Origin of the sequence: Serratia sp. JSRIV006, from assembly GCF_019968685.1 — a bacterium.
GTDB lineage: Bacteria > Pseudomonadota > Gammaproteobacteria > Enterobacterales > Enterobacteriaceae > Chania > Chania fonticola_B.
The window spans coordinates 3,562,317-3,579,056 of record NZ_CP074137.1 but is presented as its reverse complement, the minus strand read 5'-3'; the positions used below and the strand labels follow the sequence as shown (position 1 = coordinate 3,579,056).

Sequence of the window (16,740 nt, the reverse complement as noted above, 5' to 3'; positions counted from 1 at the left end):
AGGAACTCCTGCTCGTTACACCATCGTCGGATCGGGTTCTAACCCCATCAACTCGCGGCCTAATATCTGTGCGCAGACATCGTAATCGGTATAGGCGTGTGCCCCGGTCATGTGCGAGTCGCGGAACAGGCGCTGGATCTCATTGCTTTCCATCCAACTGGTTGCCCCTGCGGCGCTGAACAAGCGATCAACCGATTCGATGCACATTTTGACCGCGTAGGCCTGGTTGGTACGCCAGAACGTCAATGTCTGATGAGAGGGATATTGGTGCTTACGGCCGTGTTCGGCATGTTCTTGCCAGGTTTTTTCCAAAAAGGCGCGGGCGGCAGCAACCTGATGGGTGGACTCCGCCAGACGCATCAGCGCCGGGGTGGCCGTCCCCACGCTGGCTCCGGTATAGGCTCGCACGCGGTTTTGGGTTTTTTCTTTAAAGGCGACCAGCATACGCTCCGCAACGCCAAGGCTGATGGCGGCAAAACCGCAGGCGAAATAGGGGCGATAGGGCGAGTAGAAGATATTACTGTCCGGGTAGAGGCCGAAACCTGCAGAGCGCCCATGCATCATATCTTGAGCGGCTTCAATGCGGTGGTTCGGTACGAAGGCATTTTTTATGACCAGCGTTTTGGAACCGCTGCCGCGCATGCCAACTGCAAACCAGTCATCACGGATTTCGTAATCGCTGCGTGGGATCACGCCAAAGCTGTAGAGCAGCTCACCGTCGGCGTTTTTGCGGCGAAAGCCGACAATCGCCCATTCGGCGTGGTCACAACCGCTGCTCCAGCCCATTTCACCGCTCAGATAAACGCCGCCTTCGGCTTCCTCAATGCGGCCAAACGGGGCAATACTGCTGCTGGCGGTGGCGTCTGGATTATCTCCCCAGATCTCTTGTTGTAGTTTGGGGGAAAACATCGCTATCTGATGGCTGTGGGTGCATAGCAGGCTGAAAGCCCAGGCCGTTCCGCCACAGGCTCCGGCCAGCGCGGCGACACAGTCGGTGAATTCTGGCAGGGAGATTTCCAGGCCACCGAATTTTTTCGGTTGGAATACCCGGTGCATACCTATGCTTTTTAACAAACGGATATTCTCATCCGGTACTTTTCGTTCGCTTTCCGCCTGTGCGGCGTTGGCAGCGATAAGTGGCAGAATGGGCAGTAATTTTTCCAGCATCGGGTTGCTAGTTTTCATCAGTTGGTTCCCTCGGTAGGGGTGGGCGTGGGATGAGTATGGGGGAAGGGTATTTTAATGGAATGTAACATTCAGGTAAAAAATTGTACTTTTCATGTTAAATGTTGAGGGTGTGATCTGGAGGCGGGTTTGAGGGGCTGGGTGTGAGGCTCTTGGTTAGCCACCTGATATGCGCTGGTTGAGATTGCATAAATTTTCTGCTCTTTTTTGGGGCGATTAGAATGGTGTTAGTTGAATAATTAAAAAGAGAGGCAGTGCATGCCTTTTTATCTTAACTACCTCCCTAATTTGGCTGTTTTTTAGTCTTTTTTATACATGGCCCCTGTATTTTCTTCATGGCGTACTAAAAGGAGATCGGTTGCTAGTTGTTTACTGTCCCGATTAAAAAGAGATAGAGTACCTATCGCTGTCTTCAGATCTTTAGTCTTGGGAGTTATTCCTTCAGTAGGTAAATTGGATTTATAACTGACAAAAGAAGATAACGTTTCTAATCTCGACCAATAATCTTTGCGCAATTTACGGCCGGCCAAAGGAGAACGAAGTAATACATGCATCGCCTGACCATAAAATGAAAGGGGATGAGAGCATGAGGTCATAAAGTAATCAGGGGATAAGAGGGAGGTGACCACATCCTGGACATGATTACGGCCACATGCATAAGTGGTCAGACGGAGGTCAAGACTCCCATGTAAGCGACAGTTAAGCTCGACTAGTGCTGGGCCATTTTCAGTCAGAATAACCTCAAGATGTGAGGGTCCATTACGGACGCCAAGAGCATTTAAAACAGCTGTTGCATACTCCCGAATTACAGTGTATTTCGGCAAGGTGTGATCAACTGTTTCCATATTATCAAGAAACGGCGATGACCCATTGTCACGTTTGACAAGCCAAATACTGGTTAAGTAGTGTTTTCCATTTAACGATACGCTATCAAGAATATATTCCTTCCCAGCTAAGAAGCTTTGAATTAAAACAGTTGTATTTGGCTCTTCATAGTATGAAGACGAGTTCATTACCTTATTAAAGTACCGGTGTACTTCCTTAATAGAGCTACATTTAAAGACACCTTTTACTCCTGCGCTTTCAACAGGCTTTATAATAACAGGATACTGATTTCTGTTCTCGACCCAATTTAAGATGACTTGTATGTTATCTGATAATATCTGTTCTGGGGCTCGTAATCCTGCTTTTCTGACGGTTTCTATCATTTCAAACTTGTGCCGCCTAGCTAGATTTAACTCCGGCTCATTGACATATGTCAGATTCAACGCGTTGGCGATGGCTCCTGCCACTGCTAACGCTGAGTCCAAACCATGTAATACAGCTGAGATTTGCCATTTGGATAGACGCTCAAGGGTTTGCGTTATGTCACCCTGATGGGTCAAACATGCTACGTAATCTTGCTGATTGATCATTGCTCCAAAGTGACTGGCTATAACAGGATCGCTAAACAGATGGATGCAAGGAATGCCATAAGCTCGGAATAAAGGAGCATAACTTGCAGAAGTAGAAGCCCCATCGACAATAAGAATATTACTGATATTCATCTTAAACCCTCTTGATTTCAGACTCATAAAACATTGTATAGGTAAGGAGTACTGTTATCAGCATGGTAAAGGCTGCAATAAGAAAGCCGGTGGCAGCTCCGACATTTACTGGGAAATGTACGCCGGAGACAAGAAGCCCAAGCAACGCTACGCCAATAGCACCACCGATTTGACGTATGGAGTTAATCGCTGCTGAGGCGGTTGCCGTCTTATCGGCAGGTGCTGCATGAATGAAAGCCGAAATAAGCGTGGGCAAGGCAATTCCGCCACCTATCGGCATAAGAAATAGGAAACATACAAAAGCAAGATAACTCGCATCGGTATACGTAAGAAAAGCCAGAATAGTGTAGGTCACAGAGGCAGTAACTAGTCCGGTCATGATGGTTAGGCGGGGGCCAAAGCGTTCAGACAAGTAACCGCTGGCAGTATTGGCCACAGCAATAATAGTGAAAGTCAGCAGAGCTAACCCTGTCATAACGGGTGAAAATTCGCGATAAACCTGAAAATAAATGGTTAATATAAAGATAGAACCATAAAATGAAAAGTTCATGGTGGCGCCTAGAAGCAATCCCATTGAGAAAATGGGGGTTCGCAGTAAAGTTGGCGGTATAAAAGCATATTCATTATTTCTTAGGTGTCGAATTAACAGTGTCGCTGAAATGAAAAATAATATTATAAATGAAAGGTCAGAAAGGGAATGTACGGATTTTTTTCCAAAATTGATAAGTAAAAACACTAGTGAAAAACTAGCTATAATAAAAATCACTATCCCTTTTGTATCAACTTTTTGGCGATGATGACATGGGGGTTCCTTGATAATATAAAGAGTAAAAATTATACCAGCAAGACATAACGGGATATTTATCAGAAAAAGTGCGTGCCAAGATGAATATTTTAGTATAAGCCCTCCAATAAAAGGCCCTGCGGCACTAATAATGCCACCAATAGCACTCCACCATCCAATGGCTTTTGTACGGAGTACTGCATCGCCTTCGCTGACTGCAGAGAGCAATGTGAGTGATGAAGGAAGAATAAGGGCTGCACCTACCCCTTGTCCGATACGGCCAACAATCATAATATCAATTGAGGTAGCGGAAGCACAAATTAGCGATGCAAACAGGAAAATGACCATTCCAACGAGGTTGATTCTCCGACTGCCAAATCGATCGCTCAATCCGCCTGCTGCAAGCAGAAGGGCTGCAAAAACGATGACATACGCATCTGGGATCCACTGTAGCCCAGACATGTCAGCTTGGAATATTCTGGCAAAGGTCGGTAGGGCAACGTTGACGATAGTGACATCAAGCTGAACCACGATATAGCCAAGTGAAGTAACAAGAGCAGCTTGAAGAAGTGAAGGTCGATGTGCTTTCATTGCTCACTCCACCACAAGATAAACATAGGCTCGGCGCTCCCTTTCCGGAATGAACTGCGGTGCATATATCACTTTGATTTTAGAGTCCGTCAGTTGACTTGCTACAGGGACTTGCCATGATTCAGGATCACAACCAAGAAAAAACATTACTTGAGCAAATTTTTTTGGCTCACGTCGTCTAAAAATTTCAACGTGCTTCCCACTCAAGCGTTTTAATAGTGCATCCGCGATATCAAACATCCATGCATCTCGAATGATAGCGGTAATAAAGCTTCCGGCAATGCGCGGGTTAATTTCAATGATATATATCTGCTCTTCATTAATAATACAGTCTATATGTATAGGGCCCCACATCAGATTCAGTGAGGCTGTAATTTTCTCTGTCATGAGGATGAGTCTGTCAATCTGAGACTCTGTCAAATCAATATCAGAGCTGTAACCCCGTTCAATAAAGCGTGAGCCTGCACGCTTGTTTTTTTTCATAGTGCCAATAAAAACTCCATCAAATAGTTCAACACAATACTCGTGCCCTGCAACGAAGTGTTCAATCAGTACTGCGCCACCAGGGATAATTTCTGGCTGAGCCCTGTATTTAGCACTGAGGTGTTCAAGGTGGACTAAAGCTTCTTTCGTTGTCCGGCATAGACTGATCCCTTGGCTGGCCGAGCCTTCAACCGGTTTAATGACCACAGGATAACTTAAGGTCGCGATCAGGGATGCAGGTAGCTGTTCTGATAGAGAAACTCGAGTTGGAGAAGCTTGCTGAAAACCTAGGCGGCTAAGTGTCTCGCTCTGGTTAATTTTAGATACACAGTAAGCTACTGCTTTTTTATCAGGGCCGGGAACACCAAACCAATCGGCAACTTGAGCTGCAACTGTTGCATATAAGTCGTGTGCAGTTGTTATCAGTAATGCCGAGGTAAATACTACCAGGTTGTTTTTAATCCAATTTATGACATTCTCAGTGGAAATATTCAATGAGATAACCTGCACGGCGTTTTCAAAAGCGCCATTGAGATTATCATGTTCAGCCGTTAACACGGTGACGCTATAACCATAGCGAATCGCCAGCGACACAAGATATAAGCTGGTGCCAGTATTTCTAGCACCTATAATGACGAGTTGCATTTCAGCCTCTTATTCATCAGTACATTTTTGATCTGCGGTGAGCAATTTAGCGTTGTAAATCCTTTCGCCTTGGCAACTAAAATTGCGGAAAGGCCATAAATTTTTAGTGACGAAAATACGCTGAACCCAGCGATAGGCTCGGCCATTTTCATCATAATTGGCTGTGAATTGATCGCGAGAATGCAGCATGAAATTGTTGTTGATTATCACCATTGTACCAGGAGTAATATGAATGCCTTCAGCCACACTCCGGATAGTGATATGTAATTTCTCTAATGCTTCTTGAGCCCTGCTATTAACGGGTATAACCATATCTGGGTAAAATGCCACGGTTATCCTAGGCGCATTTATCGGTCCAGAAACGACAGGGACTAACTCTGTATTATCTCTGGGAGTAACCGTGGCCGATCTCCAGCGATGAGGGACTTTGATAATGAAAGATCTTTCTCGTAATACAGCAATATCATCTGCAGAAAGCTGCTTAAGCGCTTTGCGAGCATCAGAGATTCGAGTTAATGGTTTTGCTTGTGTATCTTCCCTCACCCCTAGAAGTATGAGTACGAAAGGGGAAGTATCACCTTCCTCCTGATAAACTTGTGCTGCATTTTCAATATGAAAGTCAAGTTCGACTGCGGAGCCTAATCCGGTATAATCAGACGCTTTTTCTTTATGTGGGGTCAGGTTATTGACCAATTCATATCCTTCATGAGCAATGGAGTAGGGTTCTCCTAAAATAGCGCCCATGCCAACTAAAATATTCTCTGTTACAGAACCACTTTTGAATAGTCTACCTGTTTCATTGTTGTGAGGGCTACCTGTAATAACGCTATCAACAGGCAGATTTGTAACTTTAATACCTGCATATTCTGGAAATGGCTTTTTGAGGTCTTCTAGGGCATCAGTTAAGTGTTCAGGCAGAATACTCCACATCAGTTTTCTGATAGCTTTAATATATTCTGAACTTCCTTCTGGCGAATAGGTTAGCCCTGCTATTTTATCGAGAATTACTGATTTTTCTTCGTGACTAAGTTCGATTAACTTCAGTGTTTTTTCCTTATTCATAGCGATCTCCATATGAAAACATTAATTAATCACAGCTAGAATTACATGCGGTTTTTATGCTGTGGAAGTATCAAAAAGGAATAAAAAAGAATAGATTGGTTGTTAAATTGAATAAGAGTGATTTGTGAAATTAAACATCTTTCCAATCATGATTGTAAAATTCAAGTAAAAACATGCGGTTATTTTAATTATATGATTACTTTCTTTTATTAATCATTAACCTCTTGACTTGTGGATTGATTAATCTACAATTCATGGTGGGCTTATATCACGATAAGAAAAAATAGTGGAAAATATGAAAAATATGAAAAAAAATCTTGGTAGACCTCGAGAATTTCACCCGCAGGATTTTCTTGATGCTGCGCTTAGCGTGTTTTGGATGAAAGGTTTTCACGCCACATCAATGGCTGACTTAATGCAGGTATCGGGCTTGGCCAGCGCGAGCATCTACAAGCTATACCCGGATAAAAGGTCCATTTTTCTGGCTGCGTTAACGCAGTATATGGATGATGGTTTGCGGAGAATGGAAAAACGCGCAGGTGAGCAGGATCCTGAAAAAGCACTGAGAGAAACGCTGAATTACTGTGCTTTACTGTCTACCGGCGAAGATGGTACCCGGGGTTGCTTTACCATTGCTACGGCGAGTGAGTTGCTCCCAGATGACAAGGATATCTACGAAAAAGTCAGCTATATGTTCAGCGGAATTAAGAAAAACCTGTTGATCATAATCAAGCAGGGCCAAGAAAAAGGCATATTCAGGCTGGATGTCAAGGCCGAGATTATGGCTGAAAGCCTCTTCATAATGCTTGAAGGAATGCGTGTTTATGGCAAGGTCAAACCTGACTTTTCTGCCCTCAAACAGGCAAACGAATTCATTATGATGAGTGTATTAAAGATGGGACAGACTAATAGCTCTGCTTTAGCAGGGGGCGGTTAATGTTTATGCCTGGGATGCTTGTACGCTTACGTAAACGACCTGCAATCATGGTCGTCAGTGGAACTACGTCTGATAAGGGACTGGTGCATTGCTGTTGGTATTACCGGGGTGAGCGAAAACGGCAGACTTTTAGTGCAGAAGAGTTGACCGTTATTGAAGGCGGCTACAATCATCTGAGTTTTACTTGAATGCAATGACAAATGGTTTTTCTCGGTCGATAAATACGACTGGGGGATAGGGGCCGGGAATAGTAAGCTCGAATTCCATAAACAGAACAAAGCTATTACCCGGTCGGGCCCGTCAGAACGGTTTTATTTTGTGTATTTTCACTGTCTAGACAAGATGATAGCGTATTTTTTAATCACAGTGCGATCTGGGTGACCAGCTCAAGCTGTTCTTCAAGTTCCCTGATCCTTTGTTCAGGAGTTAAAGGGGCAGGCGGTTGGCTCATGGGCAACTCCCGGCTGGAGAGATGGGGAAGATCTGGGGCCCAGTTAAGATGGCCATGCTTGCGCAACCAGGTCAGAACGGTCGAACGTCCCCGAATACCATAGCGCAGTTGAGCCTGTTTGTAGGTCATTTCGCCTTTATCAACCTGCTCAACAACAGCAATTTTAAAAGACAAAGGATAGTCACGTTGTGTACGTTTAAACTCGGCCATTATCACGTTCTCCGGATTTAAGTCGAAAACGTGTCAACGCTATTCAGGACGGGTCACTGAAAAGCAAAAAGCCCGCTTAAGTTTCCTTAAGCGGGCTTCTCTAAATATGGCTCCTCTGACTGGACTCGAACCAGTGACATACGGATTAACAGTCCGCCGTTCTACCGACTGAACTACAGAGGAATCGTGTGAACGGGCGGAATCATAACGGGGTGCAGGGGGGAAGTCAAAGGGGATTACGCATTCTGCGTTTGTTTGCTTACAGAATGCGCAACCCGTTGAGCTTTTGGCAGATTTACCCCATAGATGCCCGCGTTAAGTTCAACCGATAGTGATAATGCCCGACGGCGGCGAGAAACAGAGCGAGATCACATCAGTGCCGTAAATGCGGTGATATCGAGACGGGAGTAGGGAATGGACATCGAAAAATCCCCGCCCGGAACCACGAGCGGGGAGTAAATTAAGGCTTACTCGTCGGCGAGGACAAACATGCCGAACGGATGGATTTGCAGGAAATAGCTGTCGCCCGGTTCGGGCTGCAACTGCGTAGCGTTTACCTGCAGCAGCAGCGACTGATCGTGCCAGTTCACCAGCACTTCATACTGCGGCCCCATATAGGCCACCTTGCTGATGGTGCAACGCTGACTTGGTTCCCCATGTTGGCTGAGGGTAATCGCTTCTGGGCGCACGCCCACGGTACATTGCTGCAAACCAGCAGCAAAGCCTTGTGGGCGTGGCACCGCGTAGCCAAAGATCTCTACGCCGCTGCTGGTCACCTTGGCCGGGAAGATGTTGGCATCCCCCATAAATCCGGCCATAAAGCGCGAGGCCGGGTAGCGGTACAGCGTTTGCGGTGCGCCAATCTGCATGATTTCCCCTTTGTTCATCACCAGCACGGTGTCGGAAACCGCAAAGGCTTCGCTCTGATCGTGGGTGACATAGAGTGAGGTGATGTTGAACTGCTGCTGCAATTCGCGGATTTTTTCACGCATGCTGCGGCGCAGGTTGGCATCCAGGTTACTCAGCGGTTCATCGAACAGCAGCACCTTGGGTTTGAGGATCAGCGCACGTGCCAGGGCGACGCGTTGCTGCTGGCCGCCGGAGATCTGATCGACATAGCGCTCTTCAAAACCCTCCAGATCGACCAGCATCAGGGCTTCACGTACCCGATCGCGGATCTCTGCCTTGGGCCTTCCGAGCATTTTCAGGCCATAGCCGATGTTATCCCCCAGCGACATATGAGGGAACAGCGCGTAGGACTGGAACACCATACAGATATCCCGCTGCTGAATGGAGCGATCGGTCACGTCCTCGCCGTCGATAAAGATCTGCCCGCCACTGGGTTTCTCCAGCCCGGCGACCAGGCGCAGGACTGTGGTTTTACCGCAGCCGGAAGGGCCAAGCAGCGTCACCATATCCCCACGTGGGATCGCCAGGCTCAGGTTTTCAATCACGGTATTGTTGCCAAACCGCTTGGCGACGTTCTTCAGTTCAACAAAGTGTTTCTTATCTTGAATGTCAGACATGTTGTTCATCCTTCTCCGCCGGGTATCAGGCCGCATTCCGGGCTTTGGAACGCGCGACCCGCGCTTCGCCAACCAGGGCATCAAACAGGAAAATAATCGCCAGCATCACTACGATCAGGATCGATCCGTAGGCAATGGCTACGCCATACTCGCCGTCCTCGACCCGGTTAAGGATGTAGGACGTTGCGACGCGCGTATCTGGCGTCACCAGGAAAACAATGGCGCTCACGGTGGTCATGGCACGGACAAAGCTGTAGACCAACGCCGAAAGGATCGCCGGGCGCAGCAAGGGCAGCAGGATATACACTATGGTGCGTAGCGAACCGGCACGCAGGCTGAGAGAGGCCTCATCCAGCGACTTGTCCAACTGCCCCAAACCGGCGATACCCGCGCGGATCCCCACCGGCACGTTGCGCATCACCATCGAAATGATCACGATGGCTGCCGTTCCGGTCAGATAAACCGGCGCGCTGTTGAACGCCAGAATGTAGGAAACACCGGCCACGGTGCCTGGCACCGCGAAGCACAGCATAGTGCTGAACTCGATCACTTTTTTACCCTGGAACTGCTGGCGTACCACGATGTAGGCAATCAGCAGGCCAAAGATGGCAGTGATCGGTGCGGCAATCCCGGCATACAGCAAGGTATCGAGCAGGGAAGGCCACGCGCCGTCGCTGAAGCCTTGGCCGAACAGTTTGCTGAAGTTGTCCAGCGTCAGCGTGTAGTCCACGCCCCAGTTAACGGTGAAGCTGCCGTAGAAAATGCTGCCGTACAGTAAGATGTTGAAGGCGATCCAGACATACAGCATCAGCGAGACGCCCCACACCAGCGTCACCGGTAGCGGCTGAACGTCGCCGTGGTTGGATTTGCCGGAAATGGTCACGTAGGAACGCTTGCCGATCCACATGTATTGCACGCAGAACACCAGCAGCGAGAACATCAGCAGCACCACGCCTAGCGTACTAGCTGCCTGATAATCAAGCTGCGCACCGGTAATGTAGAAGTAGATCTGCGTGGCCAATACGTCGAAGTTGCCGCCGAGAACCAAGGGGTTACTGAAGTCCGCCAACGATTGAACAATGACGATCAGGAACGAGTTGGCCAATGCCGGTTTCAGCAGCGGCATAAACACCTGGGTAAAAGTCTGGAAGCGGTTGGCGCGCAACGTGTAGGACGCCTCTTCCAGCGACGGATGGATGGTCTTGATAGCCCCATCGAGGATCATGAATGACATGGGCGTAAAGGCCAGTACCTGAGCCAACCAGATCCCGGTAAAGCCGTAGAGCCAGTTGGTGTTGGTCAGGCCGAACCAGGTCACCATCAGCTCGGTGATGTAGCCGGAGCGGCCCATCATCAGGGTGACGCCTAAACCAACCACAAACGGCGGTGTGACGATTGGCAGGATCGAGAAGATACGGCCAATCACCGCCGAACGGCGGGCGATACGCGTGGTATAAATCGCCAGCACCATGCCAAAGAAGGTACAGCCAATCCCGACGGCGACGGAGAGCAGGAAGGAGTTCCAGATCACCTGCAGGATATGCGCCTGCCCGAGCGTTTGCATAAACGCCAACGGGGCGAAGGCACCGGCCTCATCGGTGAACATCGGGATAAAGATGGCGATGCTGGGATAAATGATAAACAGCACGATCAGGGCGATCACTGCCACCAGCGAACCGAGTACAAAGCGATCGCCACCCAGCCATTCCAGCCTTGAGAGAGCAAGAGTGATCACTGCGCCCATTGCCACCAGCAGCGGCAAGGTAGCGAATCCCATCCCGGTACCGGTCGCGGCGGCGCTGATAAATACCAATAGCCCGCAGGCCAGAGCATAGCCAGCATCAAACAGATGGCGGTTGCGTTGCTTGCGGCCAGTGGCAATCTGCGGGCGTACAACCAGCAGCAACGGGGCGGCAAACCACAGCATGGCCAAGCCTGCATGTGACCATCCGTAGGCCGCCAGCAGCTCTTCGCTGGTCGCCTCCAGCAGCCCGTAGTCCAGGCTGTAGGAAGGCAGTAGGGCGAAACCTGCCAGCGCCAGCAGCAACCAGTAGAAAATGGGATCCCGCCCCTGCGCCGTGCGCAAGGTGATGGTTTCAGACATGATATTCCCCGGAATAAACGAAAATGAAGCGGGCGTAGAGCCTACGCCCGATAGATGCAGGATGGGATCAGTGGCCCATCTTCACGTCGTTAACCCATTTGGTGATCAGCTTTTTACGCATGTCGGAAGCGCCGTAGGTATCCATGTCGTAATCGATCAGTTTCAGTTGATCCAGCTTCAGCGAGTTAGGGGAGGTCTCTGCCGTGGTGTTGGTCAGGATCTGGTAAGACTGCCCCTTTTTCCAGGAAAGCTCCTGGGCCTCTTTTGACAGCGCCCAGTCCACGAACAGCTTGGCGTTTTCCATATTGCGGGCGTTTTTCAGGATGCTGATACCGCCGATTTCATAGCCAGAACCTTCGCATGGGGAAACCAGCGTCAGAGGTGCGCCTTTTTCTTTTTCCAGCGAATAGTCGTGCAGGAAGCCAATGCCGATCGTGGTTTCACCACGCGCGGCGTTGCGGGCCGGGGCGATGCCGGACTTGGTGTACTGCGAGATATTGCCGTTCAGCTGTTTCAGGTAATCAAAGGCGGCCTCTTCGCCCCACAACTGCGCAAAGGTGGCCAGCGCGGTGTAGGCCGTGCCGGAACTTTGTGGATCGGCGATCTGGATTTCCCCTTTGTAGATCGGGTTGGTCAGATCCTTCCAGCACTTGGGTTCAGGCAGGTTTTTCTCTTTCAGGCGATCGGTGTTGACGCCGAAACCGAGAATGCCGATATACACCGCAGAGGAGTAGTTGCCTTTACGTTTGGCCGGATCGCGGAACTGCGGCATGATTTGCTCCAGGTTCGGCGAGGCGTAAGCCTCCAGCAGGTCCATTTCACCGGCCTGCGATTGGGGATCCAGCGTGCCCCCGTACCAGACGTCGGCCTGCGGGTTTTTCTTCTCCGCGTCTACCTTGGCCAGGGTGCTGCCAGAGCCGTTGCGGATAAAGCTGGTCTTGACGTCGTATTTTTCCCCGAAGGCTTTGGCTTCTTCCTCGCACATGGCGTTGGTGGCGCTGCAATAGATCACCAGACGGCCTTTGGCCTGCACGGTTCCGGCCAGGGCTGTCAGCGCCAGCGTGGTGGCCAGCAGGGTGTTGAGAGGTGTCAATTTCATGGTGTTGTCCTTTTTGTTGTTGTCTTTGTAGGGTAAAGCAAACCATTTTCCCCTCACCCCAACCCTCTCCCACAGGGAGAGGGAGCTGATCCGGTGTTGCTATTGGGTGCGAGGATCAATCCATTAACCGTATAAAAATTACGTCTATTGTTGTCGTATCTGCCCAGCCATCAGCAGCGGCATCAACAGCAGGCCGACGCAGGTGGCTGCCAGCGCCAGCAGGGCAAAAAAGCCATACCAGCCGTAATGCTGTAACACCTGCGCCAGCGGCCAACCGGCCAGCGCGGCACCCAGGTAGGCGAACAGGCCAAGAAACCCGGTCACGGTCCCGGCCGCGTCCTTGTGGCAGTGCTCCGTGGCGGCCAGCCCGATCAGCATCTGCGGCCCAAACACAAAAAAGCCGAGGCCGAAAAAGCAGGCCGAAAGCAGCCCGTAATGGTGCAGCGGGGCCAGCCATAGGGCGGTCGTCGTCACAAAGAGTCCGATGGAGAACAGCAGGATCATCGGTGCTCGCAGGCCGCGAAACAGCAGATCCGATCCCCATCCGGCAAACAGTGCGCCAAACAGCCCACCCAGTTCAAACAGTGACAACGTGGCGTTGGCCTTCATCAGGTTGACGCCGTGGCTCTCCGCCAGCCAGATGTTGCCCCAATCGTTCAGCGCAATGCGTATCAGGTACACCAGGATGTAGGACACGCCGAGCAACCAGATGGTCGGATTGCGCAATATGGTGTCAAACAACATCCGCCGCATCGGCATCGCCGGGCTTTGCTGCTCTTGCCACAGCTCCAGCTGATCGCGCCGCCAGTGGCCTACGCTGGGTAATCCTTGCTGCTGCGGTTTACCGCACAGTTGCCAGCACAGCCACAGCCCAATCAGCATCCCGATGGCTCCCGGCAGCAACAGCGCAGCCTGCCAACCGTAGTGTGAAGCCATAAATCCGGACAGCAATGGCACGGCCGCACCGCCCAGGCTGATCGAAGTATTCCAGGTGCCCCACCAGAAGCCTCGCTCGTTGCGCGAATACCAACTGGTGAGCATCTTGGCGCAAGGCGGCCAGCCCCAGCCCTGAAAGAAACCGTTTAACGTCCAGACCACCAGCAACGCCGTCAGCGAATGGCAAAAGGCGAACACGATGTTCAGCACGCCGGTGATAAACAGCCCGACACCCATAAACCAGCGCGCCTGGCTGCGATCGCTGACAATGCCGGAGACAAACTTCGAGCCGCCGTAGGCCAGGTAAAACAGCGTACCCAGCAGGCCGATATCCCCTTTGTCCAACCCCAGTTCGAGCTGCATCACCGGCATGGCATAGCTGACGCTCTTGCGTGTCAGATAAAAGGCGCCGTAGCCGACGATCATCGAAAACATCAGGCGTGGTCGCCAGTAGCGGTAACGAGCGCTGATTTGTTCCGCGGTTAACGTGGCCGATGTCATGAGTTCCTCCGGACAGTGAGAGCAGTGTAGGGTGTTGAAAACAGGATTGGATGAGACAAGGTTTTAGGCACCTAAGACTTAGTCCTAGTCAGACGGAGTTTTTGTTCAGTTTTGTGGGCAGGTTAACAATTATGCGCGTGCCATTACGCCGATGGAGCCGCCAATCGCCCCCCAATGCGCGCACTCGCTCTTCGATACCGCGCAGGCCAAAGCCGCTGGTGGGTTGCAACGGCATACCCTGGCCGTCATCACGGACTTCCAGAGTGATCGTCTGGTGGGTTTGCGTCAGGCTTAAATGCACATGGCTGGCGCAGGCGTGTTTGCTGATGTTATTGAGCAACTCCTGTGCCACGCGGTAGAGGGTAAATACCAGGGTTTCATCATCTGGCGTGGCTGGCAGGCGGTAATCCAGCTGGAAGCTGATCCCCTGTTCGGCAAAGGAAAACTCATCGGCCAGGTGATGCAGAGCTTTGTCCAGCTCCATCTCTTCCAACACCGGTGGGCGCAATTGCCGTAGCAGGGTGCGGGTGGTGTGGTGGATGCGTTGCGATAGCGAATCGATCTGCTCCGCGGCCAGGCGGGTGGCCGGGGCGGTGGCGCTGCGGTTCACCAACATTGCCTGGATCTGAATGGCGGTAATATTCTGGCCGATCTCGTCATGCAACTCGCGAGCGATGGCCTTGCGCACCTCTTCTTCGGTACCTATCAGCCGCTCCATCAGGTGTCTTTTAGCCGCTAATTCCTGCTCCAACTGTTGGCGATAGCGCTGTAGCTTTTGCGCCAATTGCTGCTGACGGCTGATGGCAATCCCCAGCCCAATCCCCAACAGCGCCTGGGTAGAAAGGAATAGCTCCAACTCTTGCAGACCCTGAAACGCGCCACCGGCCTGACGGGTGAGGGTGATCATCACGCTACCAAACAGCGCCGCCAGGACGCCCCCTTGCCAGCCAAAGCGATAAGCCATAAACACGTTGGGCAAAAAGATAAAGATCAGCAGCAGCCGCTCCATCTGCGGGGCGATCGCCAGTTGCACGCAAATCCCCATGGTGAGAAACAGTGAACACCACAGCAGAAGAGAGGTGCGTAGCTGTGGTGTCGAGGGGCGCGGAACGGGCATCGACGTCACCAGTTGCTGGCGCAGGTAGGTATAAATCAGATAGACGAAAGGCACCAGCAGTACGCCGCCGGTAAAGCTGGTCAGCAAGGTTTGACTGATACTGGATGGCAGCCAGACCCCCGCCAGTAACCCGCACAGCAGCGCATTGGCCGCGATGGCCGCCAGCAATAGCGATAGCCGTTGCCAATACAGGTGATAGCGATACCACAGCCGCTGAGTGCCCCAGGCCGGTAGCAGGCTTAACAACGGTAGCAGTAGCACCGAGCGATCGCTCAGCAATTGCTGGTCATGCAGCCATAGCAGCGTAGCGGCTTCCGCCAGTAATAGCGTGAGCCAGTAACGTCGGGGTAACAGGATCAGCAGCGCTAGCCGTAGCCCTTGGGGAAACAGCAGCACGGCCTGCTGGCCGTCATGGCTCAGATGCAGGCTAATGGTCCACAGGGCTAGCCAACTGAGGGCAAAAAACAGCGCCAGAAACAGCGAAAGCGCCAGGCGGCGCACCATTGGCGGCACCGGCTAACTCCCGGCAAGCAGTTGATGTTGCAGCGCGAAATGCACCAGTTCTACGGTGGTGTCGCAATGCAGTTTGCCGAGGATGTTGGCGCGGTGCACCTGCACGGTCTTATGGCTTAAGGTCAACTGTTGGGCGATGGTTTTGACACTCAGGCCGTTGACCAGCAGATCGAAGATCTCTTTCTCGCGCGGGGTGAGTACCTGCAATTCTTTCGGTGGCTGCGGAGTATGGCGCAGCGCTCGCAAGGCATCCGCGCACAGGTAAAGCCCACCGCTGCTGACGGCGCGAACCGCCTGCACCAGTTCATGGGGGCCGCAGCGTTTGGTGAGATAACCACCGGCCCCGGCATCGATAGCGCTTTGCACGAAGGCATTGGTGTCATAGATGCTGAGGATGATGGCGCGAAAGGTGGGGCGCTGTTGGCGTAAACGCTGGAGCAGGCTGAGGCCGCTTTCATCCGGCATGGCGATATCCAGCACCGCTACGTCGATCGGATCGCGCAGCAAGTGCGGCCATGCCTGTGCCGCCGAGTCGAACTGGCCGACGATACGGATATCCTCTTCCAACGACAGTAACTGGGCAAACCCGGAACGAACCACCACGTGGTCGTCTATCAGCGCAACGTTAATCATAAGCCTGTAACAAAGTGTGAGATTTTCCGCATCATGCGCAGGAAAACTCTGGCTGGCAACTGTTGCGCTGCAAAATGGAAGGGAGTTAACAGATTGGCATTAAAATGGCCTGCCGCATCGACCCAGAGTATCCCTGTCACCAGCGCTGTTATTGCCTTCCTGACGGTTATTTTTACGCATTTCGCCTCGTTTATCCCCTCAGGATCATGACCCCCGTCGCAAACCGGGAAGGTTGCAGGTTTGTCCATATAAATAGCATTCAAAGATATGGGGGAAATCGCTATCGAGGCTGTAGAGTCCCTCTACGGGAATGTTGTGCAGATGTAAAATCGGCATCCCGGGAAATCGTCACTAACAATAAAATATAAATAATACCAATGAGTTACCTCGCTATTTGGCGATTATGCCTCAACCTA

Annotated in this window: 12 protein-coding genes, 1 tRNA gene and 1 pseudogene; 1 reads left to right on the top strand and 13 read right to left on the bottom strand. The window is 51.2% G+C overall.

The genetic code is table 11. The features are described from left to right. Window positions 1-15: 15 nt before the first annotated feature. The 5 genes from KGP16_RS16610 to KGP16_RS16590 form a co-directional block, all read right to left on the bottom strand. Window positions 16-1,185, bottom strand: a complete 1,170-nt coding sequence (locus KGP16_RS16610) for a p-hydroxyphenylacetate 3-hydroxylase oxygenase component (RefSeq protein ID WP_059201170.1) — start codon at window positions 1,183-1,185, stop codon at window positions 16-18. A gap of 299 nt (window positions 1,186-1,484) precedes the next feature. Then, window positions 1,485-2,732 carry an ATP-grasp domain-containing protein gene (locus KGP16_RS16605; RefSeq protein ID WP_223500004.1) on the bottom strand — a complete coding sequence of 416 codons (1,248 nt, stop codon included), beginning with the start codon at window positions 2,730-2,732 and terminating at the stop codon, window positions 1,485-1,487. A 1-nt stretch (window position 2,733) separates the two neighbouring features. Continuing rightward, a complete protein-coding gene (locus KGP16_RS16600) occupies window positions 2,734-4,107 on the bottom strand; it encodes an MFS transporter (protein ID WP_223500003.1) in 1,374 nt (457 codons plus the stop codon). Window positions 4,108-4,110: 3 nt separating this feature from the next. Then, entirely contained in the window at window positions 4,111-5,235 is a 1,125-nt protein-coding gene (locus KGP16_RS16595; RefSeq protein WP_223498019.1) for an acetyl-CoA carboxylase biotin carboxylase subunit family protein, read from the bottom strand. 9 nt (window positions 5,236-5,244) lie between these two features. Further along, the gene (locus KGP16_RS16590) at window positions 5,245-6,297 is read right to left on the bottom strand and encodes an oxygenase (RefSeq protein WP_071680973.1); all 1,053 of its coding nucleotides are present in this window, start codon (window positions 6,295-6,297) and stop codon (window positions 5,245-5,247) included. A 295-nt stretch (window positions 6,298-6,592) separates the two neighbouring features. On the opposite strand from KGP16_RS16590, the gene KGP16_RS16585 reads away from it, so the two are divergent. After that, complete coding sequence (locus KGP16_RS16585) at window positions 6,593-7,234, top strand: TetR/AcrR family transcriptional regulator (RefSeq protein WP_371822207.1); 642 nt, start codon at window positions 6,593-6,595, stop codon at window positions 7,232-7,234. A 385-nt stretch (window positions 7,235-7,619) separates the two neighbouring features. Here KGP16_RS16585 and KGP16_RS16580 read toward each other — a convergent pair. From KGP16_RS16580 to KGP16_RS16545, 8 genes and pseudogenes are all read right to left on the bottom strand, one after another. After that, window positions 7,620-7,895, bottom strand: a pseudogene (locus KGP16_RS16580) (IS3 family transposase); the annotation flags it as partial. A gap of 107 nt (window positions 7,896-8,002) precedes the next feature. Next, window positions 8,003-8,078: transfer RNA gene (locus KGP16_RS16575), tRNA-Asn, on the bottom strand. Window positions 8,079-8,362: 284 nt separating this feature from the next. After that, window positions 8,363-9,421 (bottom strand): ferric ABC transporter ATP-binding protein, encoded by a 1,059-nt coding sequence (fbpC, locus tag KGP16_RS16570; protein ID WP_039995816.1) that lies wholly within the window; start codon window positions 9,419-9,421, stop codon window positions 8,363-8,365. A 25-nt stretch (window positions 9,422-9,446) separates the two neighbouring features. Beyond that, window positions 9,447-11,525, bottom strand: a complete 2,079-nt coding sequence (locus KGP16_RS16565; RefSeq protein WP_094982583.1) for an iron ABC transporter permease — start codon at window positions 11,523-11,525, stop codon at window positions 9,447-9,449. A 67-nt stretch (window positions 11,526-11,592) separates the two neighbouring features. Beyond that, window positions 11,593-12,624 (bottom strand): ABC transporter substrate-binding protein, encoded by a 1,032-nt coding sequence (locus KGP16_RS16560; RefSeq protein ID WP_021180290.1) that lies wholly within the window; start codon window positions 12,622-12,624, stop codon window positions 11,593-11,595. 144 nt (window positions 12,625-12,768) lie between these two features. Then, a complete protein-coding gene (uhpC, locus tag KGP16_RS16555) occupies window positions 12,769-14,061 on the bottom strand; it encodes an MFS transporter family glucose-6-phosphate receptor UhpC (protein WP_115158125.1) in 1,293 nt (430 codons plus the stop codon). An 88-nt stretch (window positions 14,062-14,149) separates the two neighbouring features. Next, window positions 14,150-15,682 (bottom strand): MASE1 domain-containing protein, encoded by a 1,533-nt coding sequence (locus KGP16_RS16550; RefSeq protein ID WP_223499677.1) that lies wholly within the window; start codon window positions 15,680-15,682, stop codon window positions 14,150-14,152. A 12-nt stretch (window positions 15,683-15,694) separates the two neighbouring features. After that, window positions 15,695-16,324, bottom strand: a complete 630-nt coding sequence (locus tag KGP16_RS16545; RefSeq protein WP_021805795.1) for a response regulator transcription factor — start codon at window positions 16,322-16,324, stop codon at window positions 15,695-15,697. Window positions 16,325-16,740 lie beyond the last annotated feature (416 nt).

Excerpts from the sequence above, each read along its gene's own strand:
- KGP16_RS16610 (WP_059201170.1), bottom strand. The coding sequence starts at position 1,185 with ATGAAAACTAGCAACCCGATGCTGGAAAAATTACTGCCCATTCTGCCA.
- KGP16_RS16605 (WP_223500004.1), bottom strand. The coding sequence starts at position 2,732 with ATGAATATCAGTAATATTCTTATTGTCGATGGGGCTTCTACTTCTGCA.
- KGP16_RS16600 (WP_223500003.1), bottom strand. The coding sequence starts at position 4,107 with ATGAAAGCACATCGACCTTCACTTCTTCAAGCTGCTCTTGTTACTTCA.
- KGP16_RS16595 (WP_223498019.1), bottom strand. The coding sequence starts at position 5,235 with ATGCAACTCGTCATTATAGGTGCTAGAAATACTGGCACCAGCTTATAT.
- KGP16_RS16590 (WP_071680973.1), bottom strand. The coding sequence starts at position 6,297 with ATGAATAAGGAAAAAACACTGAAGTTAATCGAACTTAGTCACGAAGAA.
- KGP16_RS16585 (WP_371822207.1), top strand. The coding sequence starts at position 6,593 with ATGAAAAATATGAAAAAAAATCTTGGTAGACCTCGAGAATTTCACCCG.
- fbpC (WP_039995816.1), bottom strand. The coding sequence starts at position 9,421 with ATGTCTGACATTCAAGATAAGAAACACTTTGTTGAACTGAAGAACGTC.
- KGP16_RS16565 (WP_094982583.1), bottom strand. The coding sequence starts at position 11,525 with ATGTCTGAAACCATCACCTTGCGCACGGCGCAGGGGCGGGATCCCATT.
- KGP16_RS16560 (WP_021180290.1), bottom strand. The coding sequence starts at position 12,624 with ATGAAATTGACACCTCTCAACACCCTGCTGGCCACCACGCTGGCGCTG.
- uhpC (WP_115158125.1), bottom strand. The coding sequence starts at position 14,061 with ATGACATCGGCCACGTTAACCGCGGAACAAATCAGCGCTCGTTACCGC.
- KGP16_RS16550 (WP_223499677.1), bottom strand. The coding sequence starts at position 15,682 with ATGGTGCGCCGCCTGGCGCTTTCGCTGTTTCTGGCGCTGTTTTTTGCC.
- KGP16_RS16545 (WP_021805795.1), bottom strand. The coding sequence starts at position 16,324 with ATGATTAACGTTGCGCTGATAGACGACCACGTGGTGGTTCGTTCCGGG.